The sequence below is a fragment of the Mariniflexile sp. TRM1-10 genome (genome assembly GCF_003425985.1).
Taxonomy (GTDB): Bacteria; Bacteroidota; Bacteroidia; order Flavobacteriales; family Flavobacteriaceae; genus Mariniflexile.
Window position 1 is genome coordinate 1,554,725 of record NZ_CP022985.1, and the last position, 20,709, is coordinate 1,575,433.

At 32.8% G+C, this 20,709-nt stretch carries 16 protein-coding genes and 1 pseudogene; 4 read left to right on the forward strand and 13 right to left on the reverse strand.

What is annotated here, in order from left to right:
* Positions 1 to 43: 43 nt before the first annotated feature.
* The 3 genes from CJ739_RS06655 to mfd form a co-directional block, all read right to left on the reverse strand.
* Positions 44 to 301 carry a hypothetical protein gene (locus CJ739_RS06655; RefSeq protein ID WP_117173625.1) on the reverse strand — a complete coding sequence of 86 codons (258 nt, stop codon included), beginning with the start codon at positions 299 to 301 and terminating at the stop codon, positions 44 to 46.
* 988 nt (positions 302 to 1,289) lie between these two features.
* Entirely contained in the window at positions 1,290 to 2,618 is a 1,329-nt protein-coding gene (locus CJ739_RS06660) for a TlpA family protein disulfide reductase (RefSeq protein ID WP_117173627.1), read from the reverse strand.
* 84 nt (positions 2,619 to 2,702) lie between these two features.
* Positions 2,703 to 6,050: a transcription-repair coupling factor gene (gene mfd / locus CJ739_RS06665; RefSeq protein WP_117173629.1), complete on the reverse strand. Its 3,348-nt coding sequence runs from the start codon at positions 6,048 to 6,050 to the stop codon at positions 2,703 to 2,705.
* 722 nt (positions 6,051 to 6,772) lie between these two features.
* Here mfd and CJ739_RS06670 point away from each other — a divergent pair.
* The 3 genes from CJ739_RS06670 to CJ739_RS06680 all read left to right on the forward strand — a co-directional run bounded on the left by CJ739_RS06670 (position 6,773) and on the right by CJ739_RS06680 (position 8,485).
* Positions 6,773 to 7,204: a tellurite resistance TerB family protein gene (locus CJ739_RS06670; protein ID WP_117173633.1), complete on the forward strand. Its 432-nt coding sequence runs from the start codon at positions 6,773 to 6,775 to the stop codon at positions 7,202 to 7,204.
* 118 nt (positions 7,205 to 7,322) lie between these two features.
* Positions 7,323 to 7,667 (forward strand): hypothetical protein, encoded by a 345-nt coding sequence (locus CJ739_RS06675; protein ID WP_117173635.1) that lies wholly within the window; start codon positions 7,323 to 7,325, stop codon positions 7,665 to 7,667.
* Between the two features lie 314 nt (positions 7,668 to 7,981).
* Positions 7,982 to 8,485 (forward strand): hypothetical protein, encoded by a 504-nt coding sequence (locus CJ739_RS06680; protein WP_117173637.1) that lies wholly within the window; start codon positions 7,982 to 7,984, stop codon positions 8,483 to 8,485.
* A gap of 134 nt (positions 8,486 to 8,619) precedes the next feature.
* On the opposite strand, the pseudogene CJ739_RS06685 reads toward CJ739_RS06680, so the two are convergent.
* The 9 genes and pseudogenes from CJ739_RS06685 to metG all read right to left on the reverse strand — a co-directional run bounded on the left by CJ739_RS06685 (position 8,620) and on the right by metG (position 18,721).
* Positions 8,620 to 10,745, reverse strand: a pseudogene (locus tag CJ739_RS06685) (Tex family protein).
* Positions 10,746 to 10,837: 92 nt separating this feature from the next.
* Positions 10,838 to 11,542 carry a YiaD family glycine zipper/OmpA-like lipoprotein gene (locus tag CJ739_RS06690; RefSeq protein WP_117173639.1) on the reverse strand — a complete coding sequence of 235 codons (705 nt, stop codon included), beginning with the start codon at positions 11,540 to 11,542 and terminating at the stop codon, positions 10,838 to 10,840.
* Positions 11,543 to 11,666: 124 nt separating this feature from the next.
* A complete protein-coding gene (locus tag CJ739_RS06695) occupies positions 11,667 to 12,137 on the reverse strand; it encodes a lipocalin family protein (RefSeq protein ID WP_117173641.1) in 471 nt (156 codons plus the stop codon).
* A gap of 392 nt (positions 12,138 to 12,529) precedes the next feature.
* A complete protein-coding gene (locus tag CJ739_RS06700) occupies positions 12,530 to 12,994 on the reverse strand; it encodes an META domain-containing protein (protein ID WP_117173643.1) in 465 nt (154 codons plus the stop codon).
* Positions 12,995 to 13,160: 166 nt separating this feature from the next.
* Positions 13,161 to 13,322, reverse strand: coding sequence for a hypothetical protein (locus CJ739_RS20295; RefSeq protein ID WP_162880146.1), 162 nt, complete (start codon positions 13,320 to 13,322; stop codon positions 13,161 to 13,163).
* 74 nt (positions 13,323 to 13,396) lie between these two features.
* Positions 13,397 to 13,915: a ferritin gene (locus CJ739_RS06705; RefSeq protein WP_117173645.1), complete on the reverse strand. Its 519-nt coding sequence runs from the start codon at positions 13,913 to 13,915 to the stop codon at positions 13,397 to 13,399.
* 100 nt (positions 13,916 to 14,015) lie between these two features.
* Positions 14,016 to 15,986, reverse strand: coding sequence for a hypothetical protein (locus CJ739_RS06710; RefSeq protein ID WP_117173647.1), 1,971 nt, complete (start codon positions 15,984 to 15,986; stop codon positions 14,016 to 14,018).
* Entirely contained in the window at positions 15,986 to 16,534 is a 549-nt protein-coding gene (locus CJ739_RS06715) for a Panacea domain-containing protein (protein ID WP_117173649.1), read from the reverse strand. Before CJ739_RS06715 ends, CJ739_RS06710 begins: the two co-directional genes overlap by 1 nt.
* A gap of 81 nt (positions 16,535 to 16,615) precedes the next feature.
* Positions 16,616 to 18,721, reverse strand: coding sequence for a methionine--tRNA ligase (metG, locus tag CJ739_RS06720; RefSeq protein ID WP_117173651.1), 2,106 nt, complete (start codon positions 18,719 to 18,721; stop codon positions 16,616 to 16,618).
* A gap of 201 nt (positions 18,722 to 18,922) precedes the next feature.
* On the opposite strand from metG, the gene CJ739_RS06725 reads away from it, so the two are divergent.
* Positions 18,923 to 19,939 (forward strand): S66 peptidase family protein, encoded by a 1,017-nt coding sequence (locus tag CJ739_RS06725; RefSeq protein ID WP_117173653.1) that lies wholly within the window; start codon positions 18,923 to 18,925, stop codon positions 19,937 to 19,939.
* Between the two features lie 5 nt (positions 19,940 to 19,944).
* On the opposite strand, the gene CJ739_RS06730 is transcribed toward CJ739_RS06725, so the two are convergent.
* Positions 19,945 to 20,577 (reverse strand): YceI family protein, encoded by a 633-nt coding sequence (locus tag CJ739_RS06730; RefSeq protein ID WP_117173655.1) that lies wholly within the window; start codon positions 20,575 to 20,577, stop codon positions 19,945 to 19,947.
* Positions 20,578 to 20,709: the final 132 nt, after the last annotated feature.

Below are 20,709 nucleotides of genomic sequence, written 5' to 3' on the forward strand. Positions count from 1 at the left end.
AATGAGTATTTTCTAGTCATACTCTCACAAGGTGCAGCAGCATCTAAATAAGGAATACCTGAGACATAAGCTGATTAAAATATGCTACATTAACAAATTCATTCGAGGAATTGTATACTAAAAATTTAGGATTATTCCCTAACCCTATGATAGGATATTTGTTTGAAACCGATCCATTTAATGTTCTTTTTAAATTGAGATTGATTACAAATGAAGTATCATCCTTAGACGTCGTTTTAAACTCTTGTCCGGGAGAAATATTAAATAATAAAAGCAATAAAGTCACTGGGCATACATTCATTTAATAAGGTTTTAATTCCTATGCAAAAAGTCAATTGAAATACAATGGCTCAAAACTAAAGCAAGCAATTAAACAAAAAGTAAGGTTTTCCCTTTAAAGCACAAAGGTTTGAGAATTTTGGTCATTTTTTTATATTCGCCCGTTATTACTACTCTTAAAGGCAATTTTAACCCAGAACTTCAAATATCAACCCTTACACAAAGTAATGGAAAGCCCTACTTATAGTTTATTTCGTTTCCTATGCCATCTAGTAATTTTTAAACATCAGCTTACAATTAATAACGGAAATATATTACACCCACCAATAATAGATTAAAAAAAACAGTTAACTATCCTGTACTGTCCTGTAAAGTTTAATAAAGTTTTTTGAACTAAATAATTCCCGGAAAGCTCTGCCTTGGGATTGCCAATTCACCTCTCCTTTGGAGAGCTCAGAACTGACTGAAAAGGCTGTTTTGGATGGGGTGTGATAAATAAATTTCGGTTTTTGCACCTTTAAATCAAAATGAAACAGGCAAAACTTGTACTGAGCCTAGTCGAAGTATACCCCCTATGGCTCTACGGGGATTGTTCGTTTTAAGAAATTTGTTTAATTCCTGCGAAATCGAAGATTCATGAATACATTAATTTAAAATAACAAATAATGAGTAAAGCAGGAATCTCATAAATAAATATGAATTTGATATGAATTTGATATGAATTTTAGCGAAGTTAGATATTAAATGTACAAAGTTAAAAGTACAATATTAGAAATACAAAGTTAGAAGTTCAAAGTTCAGAGTTTGATGTACCGATGAAGTTTGTAATACACGATTCAACGATTACACAGTTAAACAGTTAAAGTACGGGTATGTTTATCAACCTGAACTTCGTTTGTAATAATAATCACTTTTTTAAACTATTTAAAAACATGGATACCAGATTGCATTCCATCGAACTCACGTTAAATAAAACCAATGTGATGCTGAAACAAGTCCAGCATGACGTTCTATTTACCTAAAACCGCTTTTAAAACTTCAATATCTTCTGGCTTTTTTAAAATATGCTTGTTTTTATCGAGCACAAAATAGGTTGGTGTTGTGGTGACTCCATAATCGTTTCCTATTTTATTATCCCATTTGCCCAGCCCAAGTACGTGAATAAATTCGGGATAGCTTTTAATTTTTTCTTTCCATGCTTTATTATCGTCTTCCAAACCTATGGCAATGACTTTAAGTTTATCCTTAGCACGGGATTTAATAAATTTCTGTAATTGCGGAATTTCCTCTAAACAGTGTGAACAGGTACTGCTCCAAAAAACAATGATATACTTTTCGGCACTTTTTAATTCACTTAATTTTTTAGTTTCTTTTTTGTTATCTTTTTCAATTACAATTGAAAAATCTGGGGCTTTATGACCAATAGATAGGTTATTGTAACGTGTTAAGGCATCTACAAGCTCTTTATCTTTTAACTGATTTGCAATATCCAATAAATAGTTTTTAGAAATATGATTTGCGACAGGTTCTAACCTTAAATCCACCATTTCTTGCCACAAGTCTACCAATAAAATACGCTTAATGCTTGTTGGAATTGTTTTTATGGCATTGCAAAACACATCAATATTATTTTTGTAATTGGTAATGTTGTCTTTACCCTCAGCCGATATTCCAAACACATAATTAAGCATCCGTTCTTGTAAAAAACTAGAGCTTTGAAGTGTTTTGCTATTAAAATCTATGTTATCAAAATAATGGGTTTTCAAATTCTTTACATAGGTTTTAACATCTTCATACTTTTTAGGTATGTATGGTTTATTTGCTTTTATAAAATGTAGGGCAATAGTATTAACAGCCTGCTTTTCATACCGAATTTGTGTTTCTCGTTGGGTTTTAAAAATAGCCTTTAAAGCCAAAGTATCTTTACGGTCTTCCCTAAAATAATTACTGATACTTTGGGTTATGGCAGACATACTACTAGTATAAGATGCCAATAATTTATTCTCTATGGATGATTTAAACGAAATGCCAGTTTCAGAATTAAAAGTAAGTGTAACATCTTCCTTTCCGTTGTAAATAACATCAAAATTAAAGTCTTCTTGCGGAACTGCATAAACCACTCTGTATATGCCTGCTGGAGCCGAAGCATCTAATTTAAATTGAAAACTCCCGTCCTTTTGAACATTCGCATTTGTAATATAATCAGACACTGTTGGCGTTACTTTGTATAATAAAACCACTTCATAATCTTTGGCCGGAGAAAACACGCCTTTAATGCTGTGTTGCGCCAAAAGAATACTTGGTAATAACATTAATAAAGCAACTAGTTTAGATAACATGGTTTTAAGGTTTTTTTAGGTTTTTTTTTAAGTTTCAAAGCTGCAAAGTTACAGGGTTTCTGGGTTTTTATTTTAGAACAATAATTACACCACAATGGGTTGTAACACTTTTAAAGCTTGTTTTACCGATTTAATATTTTCAAAAGTTAGCATTAAGCGTAAACCGTTTCTTGTTTGTTTCTCTTTCATTTTACAGGTGTTTGAGTTAGACTGAACAAACTGTAACACACGTGTAAAATTACTGCTTTGGTAAAAACCACTTTGCTGATCGTTTATAAAATAGCCTATAAGCTTGCCTTGCTTCATTACAATTTTCTCAAATCCTGCTTTGGTCGCCATCCATTTTATTTGGACGCTATTTAACAAATCGACTACTTCTTTTGGCAATTCTCCAAAACGGTCTATTAATTCAGTTTCAAATTTTTGTAATTCAATTTCGTTTTTTATTTCATTAAGTTTGGAATATAGACTCAAACGTTCGGCAATGTTATTCACGTAATCGTCTGGAAACAGCAGTTCAAAATCCGAATCAATAGTGACATCCTTCACATAGACTTTTTCAATAGCATGGTCTTCATACAAATCCTTAAACTCATTTTCCTTGAGCTCTTCAATGGCTTCATTTAATATTTTTTGATAGGTATCGAAGCCTATTTCGTTTATAAATCCGCTTTGTTCACCACCTAACAAATCACCCGCACCACGAATTTCCAAATCTTTCATTGCGATATTGAAACCACTGCCTAATTCTGTAAATTGCTCTAAAGCAGTGATACGCTTTCGGGCATCATCGGTCATTGCCGAATATTCTGGGGTTATAAAATAACAAAAAGCTTTTTTATTACTACGCCCTACACGACCACGCATTTGGTGCAAATCACTTAATCCAAAATTATTGGCATTATTAATGAAAATAGTATTGGCATTGGGCACATCCAATCCACTTTCAACAATAGTGGTACTTACCAATACATCAAAAGCACCATTCATAAATGCCAACATGAGTTCCTCTAACTTTTTACCTTCCATTTGCCCATGACCAATGCCAATTTTAGCATCGGGCACCAAGCGCTGAATCAAGCCAGCCACTTCTTTTATATTTTCTATGCGGTTGTGAATGAAGAAAATTTGTCCGCCACGCTCAATTTCATAACTTACTGCGTCACGAATGGCTTCTTCATTAAAACGAATAACATGACTTTCAATAGGGTATCTGTTTGGTGGCGGTGTGGTAATAACCGACAAATCGCGCGCTGCCATTAAACTAAACTGAAGCGTTCTAGGTATGGGTGTAGCCGTTAGGGTTAATACATCGACATTGTCTTTTAAGGTTTTTAGCTTTTCTTTTACGGCAACGCCGAATTTTTGCTCTTCGTCAACAATAAGCAAGCCTAAATCCTTAAATTTTACGGTTTTATTTACCAGTTGATGGGTACCAATAATAATATCGACCTTGCCATTTTCTAAATTCTCAAGCGTTTCGCGTTTTTCTTTAGCGGTTCTAAAACGGTTTACATAATCGACCGTTACGGGGAAATCCTTTAACCGTTCTGCAAAGGTTCTGGAATGTTGATATGCCAAAATAGTGGTTGGCACCAAAACAGCCACTTGTTTGCCATTATCAACGGCCTTAAATGCTGCACGAATAGCAACCTCTGTTTTACCAAAGCCCACATCTCCACAAACCAACCTGTCCATAGGGCGTTCGCTTTCCATATCCGCTTTAATATCGGCGGTAGCGGTACTTTGGTCGGGTGTGTCTTCGTAAATAAATGACGCTTCCAACTCGTGTTGCATATAACTATCAGGATTGTATTGATAGCCTTTTTCGGTTTTTCGCTTTGCGTATAGTTTTATAAGATTAAATGCAATGTGTTTAACCCTGGATTTTGTTTTTTCTTTAAGTGTTTTCCAAGCGGCACTACCAAGTTTGTAAATTTTTGGTGGTTTTCCATCTTTACCATTAAACTTGGTGATTTTATGTAACGAGTGAATGCTTAAATATAATACATCACGCTCTCCATAAATTAATTTAATGGCTTCTTGTTTTTTGCCTTCAACATCTATTTTTTGAAGTCCGCCAAAGCGTCCAATACCATAATCGATATGCGTAACGTAATCGCCAATATCCAAATTAGTAAGCTCTTTTAAAGTTATGGCTTGCTTTTTGGCATAACCATTTTTAACATGAAACTTATGGTAACGTTCAAAAATTTGATGGTCGGTATAACAAACTATTTGGTTTTCGTGGTCTATAAAGCCTTGATGTAACGACAATACTATGGTTTTATATGGCTTCACTTCCAGATGCGAATCGTCAAAAATATCGTGAAACCGTTTGGCTTGTTGCTCGCTTACGCAGGCAATATAATTGGTATACCCTTTATCGTAATTGGTATTTAAATCTTCAATTAACAAATCGAATTGCTTGTTGAAGGAAGGTTGCGGTGTTGTGTTGTAGGAAACAATATTGCCCGGTACTTTATTGAAAAATGCCGTTGTACCAAATTCTACAATTGAAAAATCTAATAACTGTTTTTTTAATACGGTTGAATCACAGAATAATTCTTCGGGTTTTGCATGCTTAATATCTGAAGACAAGGTTTTAAAAGCGTCTTCAGCCTTTGAGTAAAAATCATCTATTCTTGAAAAAAATAGATCAACATTTTTAAAACACACCACCGTTTTTTGAGCCATGTATTGCAAAAAACTCTGGCGACTTTCCTGCAGCAATTTATTGGCTATATTGGGAATGATATTAATTTTTTTAATTTGTTCTATCGAAAGCTGGGTTTCCACATCAAAACTTCTAATACTATCAACCTCATCACCAAAAAACTCGATACGATAAGGTTCATCGTTCGAAAATGAAAACACATCTACAATACCTCCACGAACTGAAAACTCACCTGGTTCGGTAACAAAATCGACACGTTTAAACTGATATTCAAACAAGACTTCGTTTACAAAATCGATAGATAGTTTATCGTTTACCGAAATTTTTAAAGTATGGCGTTCCAGCTCTTTCCTGGTGACTACTTTCTCGAATAATGCATCGGGGTAGGTAACAATTATGGCTGGTTTTTTACGAGAATTAATACGGTTTAAAACCTCGGCTCGTAGCAAAACGTTAGCGTTATCGGTTTCTTCAATTTGGTAAGGCCTACGGTAACTTCCCGGATAAAACAACACGTCTTTATCATTACATAGTTGTTCTAAATCGTTTAGATAAAACGCTGCTTCCTCTTTATCGTTAAAAACAAGTAAAAATGGTAAGTCGTTTTGATTAAAAACACTTGAAATTACAAAGGAAAATGAGGAGCCCGCAAGTCCCTTTAAATGTGTTCTACCCGTAGTTTGGGCAATAGAATTTTGCAGATTTTGCATTTGCAAAGTCTGAGCATAGGTTTGAGAAAGTGTGGTTTTACTCACCTAACAATATGGTTTTAAGATTGCAAAGATACAGTTTAGAATTAGAAGTGGTTTAAACTTTTTCCAATTGGCTAAAAAATCGCCCTTTTTTGCCCACTCTACATCTTTTTTTCTTTCCGTAGCGATGCTATGCAACTCTAAAAAGGCTTCGATTGAGTAAAATTGCCATTGCGCTGGCTGGCCCGTTCGCTAAAATAACCCACTGGGTTATTTTTCACGCTCCGTCCTGCTTCAATCTAAAAAGTTTAAACCACTTCTAATTTTAAAAATGTTTTGCTACAAATTCGCAAATGTTTTTTGTTTGATGCCCTTTAAGCTTTGAAATTAATGAAATCATGAATGCTTTGCATTTGCAATGGAAAACATGACAACGCCCAAGCATGAAAATGTCCATAAAAAAGTGATGGATAGATTTTAAAAGTGATTTTTATTGATTAATTTAGATTAAAGGAATTGTTTTAATATTTTTTCGTTTTCGCTTTGACATATATAACGCATCTTGACTTTTTCTATTTCCTAAAACCTGCCTGCCGGCAGGCAGGAATGGTTAAAATTCATCCATATTTCGTTACTTTTTTATGCGTAGTGATACTATGCCTTGCAAAAAGTGCTTCATCTGTACAAATTTTATCTCATTTTCGGTTAAAAACGAAAAGTCAAGATGAGTTCATATAAAAAAAACGAAAAAAATATGTAGGTTTGCACCACAAAAAAAAGAATGTATGTCGTTTTCAGATTTATTTGATAGTGGATTTAAAAAGCGAAATGAAGATCATTTTGCTGCTATTGTACGCGTAGCCATGGATGATGGTGTTATTTCGGATGATGAAAAAGCGTTTTTAGACCGGTTAGCTCGTAATTTAGACATTAGCGATGCCGATTATGCCTTGATTTTAAAGGATTACAAATCACACCCCATTAATCCGCCATACGATTATGACAGACGTTTAGAGCGTTTGTACGATTTGGCTCGTATCGTGTATGTGGACCACATTAAAGGTGATAAAGAGGAAATTTTACTTAGAAAAATTGGTGTTGGTTTAGGGTTTCATCCTGAAAACGTAAAATACGTTGTCGACAAAGCCTTGACTTTAGTAAGTAATGGTGTTGATCTAGACACTTTTATTAATGAAATGAAAAACATGAACAAATAACTTGTTTCTGTTTTTATAAAATAAAATGCGAATCATTTGGTTCGCATTTTTTGTTTTAAAATTTTATTATTTTTTTAACATATTTTATTTATACATTTACACTTTATATTTTTATTAAATGCTAAAGTTTAACAGTTTACTTTTAACGTTTGCGTTAAGTTTATTCACCTTGTTCCTTTGTGAATCTGAAGGTAATTTAGCTTTAAAAAAAACCACATCTACACACGATCTTAAAATTGATCATTCTTTTAATGCTTTAGCCCTTACTACGAACAATTCTTTTCAAGAATTAGTAAGTTTTAACAAGGAAAAAGAGCCCACCTACAAAAACCACTTTTATGCAAAAAACCCTATAAATGAAGCGGTTTTTGAAAGTGATTTACAGTATTTAAAAGTTTGCAATTTTCTCGATTTAAATTTAACTACCCGGAGCATTATTTATCCGTTTCATTCGTTCTTGTAACCATTAATTTTTATTGTATTTAACCAAAAGCAGCCATTAAAATATTTAATGATATGCTTTTATCTATTTGAACTCATCTTGACTTTTTTCAATTGGCTGCAAAATGATCTTTTTGCCCAAGATTTTACCTATTTTTTTACTCCGTAGCGCCGCTATGAAGTGCTAAAAAGCTAAAATCTGGAACTGGACGGAGCGTATAAAAATAACCCAGTGGGTTATTTTAGCGAACGAGCCAGCTTACGCAAAGAATATTTTTCGCTTCAATCAAAAAAGTCAAGGTGAGTTCTTCAAAAAATTAATTTAAAACATACAAGATGAAAACTTCATTAATAATCATTTCTGTGCTTTTAGTTTTATGCGTGTTTCTTCCTTTTATCATATTTATTTACAACGGAACAAAAAATACGTCAAGCATAAAAAAACAAGCAAAGTTGTTAATCCAAAATAATGGTATTACATATGCGCATAAAGAAATTTGGCGTAAAAATTTTATCGGTATTAGCAACGACAATAAGATTATAACCTACATAAAATTTAACTCAGATAAATCTAATATTATTGATAATATTAACTCAAACGACATTAAACAGTGCAACATTATCAAAAACTATAACAACGGTGCAAATAAAGTGCCTTATCTAAAAAGTTTAGGTTTAGAATTTATTTATAAATCATCAACTAGCCCCAATCTTATCATTACTTTTTTTAATGTAGATGATGATTTAAGCGAAGACTTTGAATTACAACGCATAGAAAAATGGCAAGCATTAATTAAAAATATCATATCAGAGCCTCAAATTACTAAAATGGCTTCTTAAATTTGATTTTCAATGTTTAAATTTTAGCCACAAATACACGAATGTTTTTCCATATTAGTGTATTTGTGGCTTGTTTTTTTACCTAATTATAAAAAAATTGCTAAGTACGTTTTGCCTCTTCTAATTCAAGTGACTTATTTATGTAATTTTAATTGAATACGCTTTCGCGGAATATCAACCTCCAAAACTTTTACTATAATTTGTTGATGCAGGCTTACATGCTCATTTACATCTGAAACAAAAGAATCGGACAAGTTAGACACATGTATTAACCCACTTTCTTTAATACCAATATCTACAAAACATCCAAAGTTGGTGATATTGTTTACAATACCCGGAAGAAGTTGTCCCACGTGTAAATCGCTAATGGTTTTAATGTTTTGATTGAAAGTAAACACTTTGGCTTGCTCACGAATGTCTAAACCGGGTTTTTCCAGTTCGTTTATAATATCTTGAAGTGTAGGTAGCCCAACTAAATCCGTACAGTATTTTTTTAAATCTATTTTTTTAAGTTGGTCTTTGTTTCCAATTAAATCTTGAACGCTTTTACCCAAATCTTTCGCCATTTTTTCAACTATGGCATAACTTTCTGGATGCACCGCAGAATCATCCAACGGGTTTGGAGCCAATTTAATTCTTAAAAAACCTGCACCTTGTTCAAAGGCTTTTCCGCCCAAGCGAGGCACCTTTTTAATATCGTTTCTAGAAATGAAAGCACCATTTTCATCTCTAAAACTCACTATATTTTCGGCTAGTTTTGGACCAATACCCGAAACATAACTTAACAAGCTCGCACTGGCGGTATTGATGTTTACTCCAACAGCATTCACACAACTTTCAACCACCACATCCAATTCTTTCTTAAGTTTGGTTTGGTCTACATCATGTTGGTATTGCCCCACTCCAATTGATTTGGCATCTATTTTAACCAATTCTGCCAATGGGTCTTGCAAGCGGCGTCCAATAGATACCGAACCACGAACGGTCACATCATAATTTGGAAATTCATCACGTGCAATTTTAGAAGCCGAATAAATACTGGCGCCAGCTTCACTTACTACAAACACTTGTACATCATTTTAAAATGGATTTTTCTAATAACCGCTTCCGTTTCTCGTGATGCTGTTCCATTTCCAATAGCAATGGCTTCGATTTGATATGCTTCTGTAAGTGAACTTATTTTTTTCATCGCCCCAAGCGTATCGTTTTTAGGTGGGTGTGGATAAATGGTTTCGTTATACAACAGGCCGCCTTGTGCATCCAAACATACCACTTTGCAACCGGTCCTAAAACCTGGGTCTATAGCCAATATGCGTTTTTCTCCTAATGGCGACCCTAACAATAACTGTTTTAAGTTTTTTGCAAATACCGAAATAGCAGACGCATCTGCTTTTTCCTTGGCATTTTGAAGCGCTTCGTTACTTAACGATGGCAACAACAAACGTTTATAAGCATCTTGAATGGCCCATTGAATTTGTTCTGAACACTCATTGTTAGAACGAATGATCCTATCTTCAATTTTAGCTAAAGCTTTGTCGTCATCAATATCGATTTTCAATTTAATAAAACCTTCACTTTCAGCTCTTAAAATGGCAAGTAACCTATGTGATGGAATTCTGCTTAAGGACTCTTCCCAATCAAAATAATCCCGGAATTTTTGAGCGTTTTCATCATCTATTTTCGATTTCACTACTTTCGTAGCAATCATTGCAAAACGTTCTAATTGCTGACGAATGTTGTTACGAATATCGGTTCGTTCATTAATCCATTCGGCAATAATATGGCGTGCTCCTTCTAGGGCATCTTCTACCGAAGTTACTTCACCTTTTACATATTTAAACGCTATCGATTCAACATCATTGGCATTTTGACTCATAATAATTTTTGCCAAAGGCTCAAGCCCCATTTGCCTTGCTGTTTCCGCTTTGGTTTTTCTGCTTTTCTTAAATGGCAAGTATAAATCTTCAAGCATCGTTAAATCTTGTGCTGCTTCAATTTTTTGCTTTAGTTCGGAAGTTAACACCCCTTGTTCTTCCAAGGCTTTTAAAATGGCTGTTTTTCTTTTTTCTAGAGCTTCAAATTGTTCTTTATACTTTACAATATCACCAATTTGAACCTCATCTAAATTACCTGTCCGCTCTTTTCGGTAACGCGATATGAACGGAATAGTACAATCTTCATTTAGTAATTCAATCGTATTTTTTATGGAAATTTTTGGAAGTTCTGTGTGTGAAATTATAAAATCTAATAATTGGTTCATTAAGTTTGTTTTAAATGAAAAATCCCGTTTTCAAATTAACATTGAAAACGAGATTTATACAAATTTATATTAAGAATAATTAATTTCCTGAATTAATTTCCTGCTTGTGATTTAGCTTCTTGGATCATCTTTTCATTTGGCAAGATTGCTACGTTTACACGTCTGTTTTTAGCACGTCCCTCGGCAGTTGAATTGTCATGCATTGGTTGTGTTTCACCAAACCAATTGGTTGTTAATCTTCCTGAAGATATACCATTACTAGATAAGTAATTCGTTACCGCATATGCTCTGTTTTTAGAAAGCGTCATGTTATAATCTTCAGCGCCTTGGCTATCGGTGTGCCCTACAACCAAAATATTAGTATCTGGATATTCTTTAAAAACACTAATTAGCTTATTCAAACTTTGTTGAGACGCAGAATTTATATTGTATTTATTCGTATCAAAATACACGCCGCTACTTTCATCAAAAGTTACCACAATACCATCGTCAACACGCTCTACTTTTGCTCCAGGTATTTCTTCTTCAATCTTTTGGGCTTGTTTATCCATTTTGTTACCAATAAGCACCCCTGCGGTACCTCCTACAACACCTCCTATAACAGCACCTAATTCACCATTACCACCTTTACCAACATTGTTACCAATAATGGCTCCTAAAATAGCACCACCAGTAGTACCAATAACAGCACCTTTTTGTTTGTTATTTGCATTTTGAATTGCTTTACAGTTTGTTAAACTTATGGCTACAACAAGTGTAAAAAGTAAAATTCCTGCTTTATTTATAATTGTTTTCATCTGTTTATATTTATTATTTTTTAATTGTCAGATGGAACACCCTAAATAATCATGCTCGTGTGTGAAGCATTTTCTCATGGGTGTTTCATCTGCTTTAATATTTATTCTGCTTTAGTATTTATTTTTATTTTTTTGAAAAATTCATATTTATCGTAAACGAGCTACCTCCAACATTTACCGATTGCTGCCATTGCATGTCATATTCTGATAAAGCAGAAAGTTTTAACCTAAACCCTTGATTGGTTTCCGATTTATGCTTTTCATTGGTAGGCTTAAGCAAAAAGTCATACAAACCTGTTTCGGCATCTACTTCTTGAATTGTAAACACAAAATGTCTTTCGCCTGTTGGACAACTGGCATCGTTAATGGTATAAACTCCAGTATTATTATTAGGAACAAATTGCCAGGTACTGCCTTCAAAACAAGCCTTAGAAGCGTCGTTAAATAACGTGACATTGTAAGTTCCCGTTTGGCTATAGTTTATTGAACTTAACACCCAATCGCCTTTAATGACTTTTTTAGATACTCTTACGGTTTTAGAAGCTCCGCAACTTATTAAACTTATTGCAACAAATAATAAAATTAACTTTTTCATACATTTTGAATTTAATTACCATACAAAGATGCAACTCTGTTCTTATATTTTTGTTATAAAATTATTAATTTTGATTATAAAATTCCCACTCTAGTAGTTTGTCGATACTGGCAGTTAATTTTTAATATTAACATGTATTGCACTACTATTTTTATCCCGCCCAGAACTGACCGAAAAAGCAGTTCTAATCTCTCCCACGGAGAGGTGAATTGGACAAGAGCAAAGCGAACTGGAGAAACAAAGAGGCTGTCTAAAAAGTCCTTTAAATTTAATTTGTCAGGTTGAGCTTGTCGAAACCGATATTGATTATCAGTAATTAAACTATTTCGACGAGCTCAATATGAACTTAGACTTTTTAGACAGCCTCAATAATTTATGATTAAAAAGAAGGTTTATTCTGTTTTAACAGCTTTAAAAATAGCTAAGGGTGCCATTTTTGCTTTGTTTAAAGTCATGGTGTTACCATTAAGCGAATAGTTATCTGCTTTTTCTAAAACAGCCATAAATTGATTTTCAACCTCCATATCAATACATGCCATTAAAGTAGCGGTCATTTTAGACAGCATTATTTGGTTGCCTTCTTTAAGTTGGTAAGTACCGCTAAAATTATTGCAACTGCCATGACCAAAAACCTTATTGTCTTCGTCTGAAAACATGATGAATGCTTCTTTATCGCTGACATCTTTACCCATTAATGTTACTAACTTCCATTTAATATTTTTAATAGAAACGGGGTCTTTTGTTATGCTTGTTTCGGATGCCTGGTTTTTAGAATTTGTATGAGTTGATTTTTTAGAAGTATCACAACTTATTAATAATACAAATATTGCGAACAAATTTACGGTAATTGATTTCATAGCTTATTTATTTTATCTTTTTAACGAAGAACCCATTTAAAGTTTTTCAATTTGCTAAAAAATTGCTGATTTCAAAAACTTTAAATGAGCTCGAAACAAAAAGCAGACCAATATTTAAATTGAAGTCTGCTTGTATAAAATTATTAAGATTGAGTTTTTATAGAAACTACGCCACTTTTTGAAGCAAATCGAAGCAAGGGCATTTTTTACAACGCTTGTCCTCGCTTTTTTTATATTTTTCACAGCAGCTACTCTTTGCTTTACTTGGAAGTTTAACTCCCGCTTTTTCAAGTTTTTTTAGCGCTTTTTTTTGTTTCTTTTTGCCCAAGTGACTTATTTGTAAATAAATAACGGGCAAAAATAACTATTTTTATTAAATCTAAATAAGATTAAATGTTAAAATTATTGAGGACTTTGATTTGATGCCGAATTAACCGTTAAGGAAACAATGTCCCTATCAAATAAATACAAGCCCCCTTTGTCATCTCCAATCAAGTTTATCTTGTCTAAAATAGTACGCGCCATGGCTTCTTCTTCTATTTGTTCGGCGACATACCATTGTAAAAAGTTATGGGTTGAATAATCTTTTTCTTGTAAACTTATATGCACTAATTCGTTGATGCTTTCTGAAACAAAAATTTCGTGCTTATAAAGTTCTTCAAACATTTCCTTAAACGATTTAAAAGTTACGTTTGGCGCAGCAAGCGCTGATACTTGTGCATGCCCGCCACGTTCGTTAATATACTTTACCAATTTAAGCATATGGTCGCGTTCTTCTTGAGATTGTTTGTACATAAACCCAGCAACCCCTTCAAGCCCTTTCACTTCTGCCCAACACGCCATGGCTAAATAAATTTGTGACGATTCGGCTTCTATACGCACTTGATTATTAAGTGCTTTTTCTATATTTTTTGATAACATAATTTTGGGTTTTTCGTAAAGTTAATGAATTCTTTTATCTAGAGCAATTTGACGTATGTATAAAATAATTTCTTTTTTTTAGAGATTCAATTCGAATAAATTATCTTAATTTTAATACGAATGATAGTATAACAATTATTGATACTAAAAATATTAGATAAACAAAAAACAATCCTAAAATTTTAAAAACGTCTTTTTCCTTATCATTATTAACATATGTCTTTAATAAAGTTATAAAAGTAAAAAGTATTATAAAAAGTGTAACAAGAATTAAAAATTGATCTTCAAACTTTACATCTTTTGTAATTGTAGAAATTCCACCAAAAACTAGTGCTATTATAGCACTAAAAATACCTAAAAGTTCTATGTTTTTTTTAAAATTATCTTTTATTTCGTTATGTAGATTTTCTTTTTCCCCTCCGTAGATCTCCATCAATGATGTAATATTTAAAAGACTCTTTATTTCATTTTCAATTCTCAAAATAAAAGCATTTATGAAAGCAATAAAATCATCATATTTTTCAAAATCTATAGGTAAAGAAAATGATGATGAGCTAAATACATCAATCATTTTGCCTTCATCAATTGTATATTGTCTTATTGATTCTGAATACGGCAATTGATAAGCATAATTTAAATGGTTCTTTGACCATTTTAAGTTTAGTTTAAAACTTTCAAAATAATCTTTCAAAAAACTCAAAGCTATTGAAGCTTCTTGTATATAATTTTTAGATCTATCATCCTTAAGTGAACTATTCAATATTTTTTTATCTATGTATTGACATAAAAAGTCACAAATTTTATAGTATGGAAAAAAATTATTGATACAAGACCTATTTTGTAATATTTGAATCCGTTTTAAATCTTTTTCTATTAATTCCATTACATCATTTATATCTAAAGAAGTCGTCGATAATTTAGATTTCAATTTTTCAGAAAAAACATTATTAGATATATAATTTTCAATAATGTCAATTGAATACTTATCTAGTTTAATATTCAAATTTAATTGGATTTCATTTATATCATTTTCCAAAGACTCTAAAGAATCAATATCATTTTCTAAATCTTTAAAATATTTTGTTAACGCATGAAAATCTAAGGCAGATATTTTTCCAATATTTAATATTCTTTTAGCATTCCTTTTAAGAGATATCGCTTTTTCAGAATTTTCCTCACTCAAAAAATGATTTATTGAATATTCATCCCAATACTCAAAAATCCCTAAACTTAGTTTATGAGAATTCAAATCAAAATCTGTTTCTTCTCCTAAAAACACATAATTTTCGTTATGAATATTTTCTTCTTTACGTTTTCTAATTATAAATTTTCTAATTAAAAAAATCGATTTATCAATTAAGACTGGAATAATCTTAGAAATTGTAGAATTTGGTGTGTTTTGAAAGAATTTATCACAATCTAAAAGTTGATTTTTAGAAAGCAATAAATCTTGTAGTTCTTTGATTTCATATTTCAATACAAAATCTTTTCGAAGAAGAAAAAAATTATTTTTTACTAATTTAAGAAGATGCTTTTGAATATCACTACCATCATTATTTACTAAATATTCTAGGATATCATTAGTTTGATCTGAAAGGTCAAACAATGTATTCAAACTAGGATTTTCCACATATCTTAAAAGATGCTTTGCATTTGATTTATATTCAATCAAACAATCTTTTAATATAGATAAAGGATTTTTTTCTTTTATTATATCTTCAAGAGATAGTACTAAATCCTCATTTATTGACTTATCAAATTGAACATATTGAATGCTGCCAGATAGATTAATAATATTATCAACTTCTTTAATGAATTCATTAAAGAAACATTCTCCTGCTATAATAGAGTAATTAAGACTTTCAAAACATTCAAGTAAAATAGAATCCGAAAATTCTCTTAGTCTAATTTTAAAAAAATCAGGAAATATTTTATTATAAAATTCGTCCTCTTCATTAAAATCATGTTCTTTTAGATCCTCCTTTGTTTTTTCAATTATAGAAGCTGACCAATCAATTTTAGATAACTCCGTGATTTCTTCTTGGATTTTATTTATCCATAAACACTTCATTAAGCTAGATCAATATTAATTATTTTAATATCATTAATTATTTCATTGTCAGGAATAACCGACGAATACTTGCTTTGAGCACGAGCTATTGCATAATTTTTTTTCCAGCAATTCCATTTATGAGATAAATCAACCAAAGTACCTGCGTCTGCAACAATTAAACGCGGCTCTTTTTGTTTTAAAATATGAATAGAGTTTTTTACCTCAACTAACAAATCTTCATCAATATTTGGTAATAATCTATTAGAGTCAAATTTTATTTTAAAATTACTTATCTCAAAATTAATTAAATCATTATTATTCCTAACATAGGCATAGGTTGTGGTTTCTACAGGGCCATAAGGCATTGCAAAAAACTCATAATTATCTAATAAAATAGTGTTTTTTTCGCTGTTTATTGCTGAAACAAAGAACTGTAATTTAATTAATTTTAAAATACTGAAATCATTTTCTTCATTAAATTGAGCATCCGCAATACCATGATATTCTTTGTACCATTCTTTGAGCTCAAACACGATATGTTTGAAAATATCTATTTGTATATCCATATGAGATTTAATGAAATTTCTTCTGTAATTTATGAAATAATTCTTAGATTTTAAATCTTTTAATAAAAAATTAATAATAATCTAACTTATCTGCAATCCATTAGGCACACTAGCATCGTCAGGATTCACAAACACCAATTTGCCTTCTGCGGTTTCGGTCATTAAAATCATGCCTTGACTTTCAACACCTCGCAATTCTCTTGGAGCTAGGTTTACTAAAACTGTTACTTTTTTTCCAACGACTTCTTCAGGTGCAAAACTTTCGGCAATACCAGAAACAATGGTACGTACATCAATTCCTGTATCCACTTTTAAAACCAATAGCTTTTTTGCTTTTGGCATTTTTTCAGCTTCTAAAATAGTGCCCACACGCATATCTAATTTTGTAAAATCGTCGAAAGTGATTTCTTCTTTTTGTGGTTGCGGAACCTGTGCTGAGCTTGTCGAAGCATTGGCTTTTTTACTGGATTCTAATTTATCCAGTTGAAATTGAATGGTTTCATCTTCAATTTTTGAGAATAACAATTCGGCTTCACCTATTTTGTGTCCAACGGGAAGCAATACTTCTTTAATTGAAACATCGCTCCATTGAGATGCTTCGACAAGCTCAGCATGACTAGCGTTTCCATTATTTTGGTTCGATTTAAAATTAAGAATTTTCTTCAATTTATCAGAAGTAAACGGCAAAAAGGGTTCGCTTAACGTTGCTAAAGCAGATGCTATTTGTAATGCCACATACATAATGGTTTGTGTACGTGCCTCATCTACTTTTATAACTTTCCAAGGTTCTTCATCAGCTAGATATTTGTTACCAAGTCGTGCCAAATTCATAAGTTCTGTTTGCGCTTCTCTAAAACGGTAGCGTTCAATAGAACTCGAAATCACGTCTGGATATGCTTTTACTGCAGCTAATGTTTCTTCATCTACCTGCGATAATTCATTAGGAACAGGCACGATGCCGTTGTAATATTTATTTGTTAACACCACCACACGGTTGATGAAGTTTCCAAAAACAGCTACCAATTCGTTATTATTTCGTGCTTGAAAATCTTTCCAAGTAAAATCATTATCCTTTGTTTCGGGTGCGTTGGCAGTTAAGGCATAACGCAAAACATCCTGTTGCCCAGGAAATTCTATAAGATATTCAGGTAACCAAACGGCCCAATTTTTTGAGGTCGACAATTTATTGCCTTCTAAATTTAAAAACTCGTTAGCTGGCACATTTTCTGGTAGAATATAACTGCCTTCAGCCTTTAACATCGCAGGGAAAATAATACAGTGAAATACGATATTGTCCTTTCCTATAAAGTGTACCAATTTGGTATCATCACTTTTCCAATAAGGTTCCCAATCTTTTCCTTCACGTTGTGCCCATTCCTTAGTTGATGAAATATAGCCAATAGGTGCATCAAACCATACATACAGCACCTTACCTTCACCACCTTTAACAGGTACCGGAATACCCCAATCTAAATCACGGGTTACCGCACGAGGGCGCAAACCATCATCAATCCACGATTTAACCTGTCCGTATACATTCGGTTTCCAATCCTTTTTGTGACCTTCTAAAATCCATTCACGTAAAAACGCTTCATGCTTATCTAAAGGTAAAAACCAGTGTTTGGTTTCTTTTAAGGTGGGCACATTGCCTGTTAATGCCGATTTAGGGTTAATTAAATCGGTAGCATTTAAACTCGTTCCGCATTTTTCGCATTGGTCACCATAAGCTTCCTCATTACCACACTTTGGGCACGTCCCTGTTACAAATCTATCAGCTAAAAACTGGTTGGCTTTTTCATCGTACAATTGCTCGGTGGATTCTTCAATAAACGCTCCTTTATCGTACAAGGTTTTAAAAAATTCTGAAGCTGTTTCATGATGGATTTTAGCCGATGTACGCGAATAATTATCAAACGAAATACCGAACTCTTCAAATGATTGTTTTATAATGGCATGGTATTTATCAACCACATCTTGCGGTGACACGCCTTCATTTTTGGCTTTAATGGTAATAGGTACGCCATGTTCGTCGCTTCCGCCAATAAAAACCACATCGTTTCCTGTTAAGCGTAAATAGCGTGCATAAATATCGGCTGGCACATACACCCCTGCTAAATGCCCAATGTGTATGGGACCGTTGGTGTAAGGTAATGCAGAGGTAATAGTGTATCGTTTTGGTTTGTTCATCATTTTAAAACTAATGTCAGGTCGAGCGCAGTCGAGACCAAATTTAAAAACCTCTCGCAAGCTGCGCTTTTATCTTCAAATAAAATATATTTTCATTTTTGATAATGCTCAAGGGCACAAAAGTATTTTAGAATACTTTATTTAAAGCCGCAAAAGTACACAATTTGACTGCTATTTAGAAAAAAAATGTACATTTACATTATGTCTAGAATCACATTAATTACAATCCTACTTTGTGCTGTTTTTTTATTTGGAAATACAAGTATTACGGCACAAAACACAAACTTAAACAAAACGACTACTTTAATGCGTCCACCTTATTTAAAAACAGGCGATACCATTGCCATTGTTGCACCATCGGGCATTTTAAAAAACCGAACTGCCGAAATTGAAAAAGCCAAAAACCTACTTAAAAGTTGGGGCTTATTTGTAGAAGTTGGAAAAAACGTGTTTAACCAAAACAACCATTTTGCAGGAACTGACGGGGAGCGTTGTGAAGATTTACAAAAAGCGATGGACGATCCGAAAATCAGTGCCATTTGGTGCGCTCGTGGGGGCTACGGCACAGTACGGATTTTAGATAAATTGAACTATGCTGAATTTAAGAAACACCCAAAATGGATTATTGGGTATTCCGATATTACCGCACTTCATAATCAACTCCATAATGAAGGTTTTGAAAGTTTACACGCCCTGATGTGTACTAGTTTACAAGACGACGCCAACACCATTAAAGAAACCATTTCAACTTTTAAAGAGGCGCTTTTTGGCAACGCCTTAGCTTATACTTTGGAAGGTTCCAAGTATAATAAAACAGGCACAACTACTGGGCAGCTAGTTGGTGGAAATTTAAGTATTTTATATAGCATGTTGGGGTCTAAAACGAGTATCGATACGTCTGGTAAAATTTTATTTATTGAAGAAATTGGCGAATACCATTACCATTTAGATCGTATGTTACAAGGTTTAAAACGTGCGGGTTATTTTGAAAATTGCAAAGGCGTTTTAGTCGGCGACATTACTAAAGTCAGAAAGAATACAACGCTTTGGGGAAGCACTACAGAACAACTTATTTTAGACGCTTTGGCAGAATACAATTTCCCGATTACCTTTAATATGCCTGCAGGACACGAAAAAGATAATCGGGCTTTGATTTTTGGGAGAACGGTTCGGTTAACAGTAAGCAGCGAACAGTCTACAGTTATTTTTGACAATTAATAATACTAACAAGGGTCGATAAAAGTCCATTGTAAAACGACTTCAAATAAAATAGCATCCGAGATAATATCGTCCTTTAAACCATTGAGCCAACTTTTAGATTCGTAATTAATGTCCCAACGGGTTCTATCAATAATAAAATTTGTTTTCATTATTTCCTTGTTTTCAAGAACCTCGAGTTTTGCTTTAAAATGGATGGGTTTGGTTATGTTTTTTATAGTCAACCTCGCTTTTACATCAATATAATTATCGTCTCTGTAGAAGACATTAGTTATATTTAAACTTGCCTCAGCATAGGTGTCAACAGCAAAAAAATCGTCACTTTTTAAATGGTTTACCAACATCTCATTATATTTCCCATCGGTATTTTTAATGGATTTCATATTAATTACAAAATCCCCTCCAAGCAGTTTTCCATCCTTTTTAAGCACCTTCCCACTTTTAAAATTAACGGTTCCATAATGTTTATTGACTTTAAATAGATTAGATCCTTCCCATTTTATGATGCTCTTATCTGCTTCTATTTCCACCCTATCTGGTGTTGTACCATAATGAGCAATATTAAGTACCGTAATTTGGCTGTTTAATGTTCCATTAAAACAGCTCATTGTCATAACTATTAAGATAACTTTTTTCATATGTAGATATTTATTGTTTTTTAAAGGTCATATAGACACGAGCGATAGCGAACTGGCGAAGCAATCGCTTTAATCTTCATCGGTGTTTATCTCACAAATTTTATTTTTATTAGTGTTCGATGATTATCAATT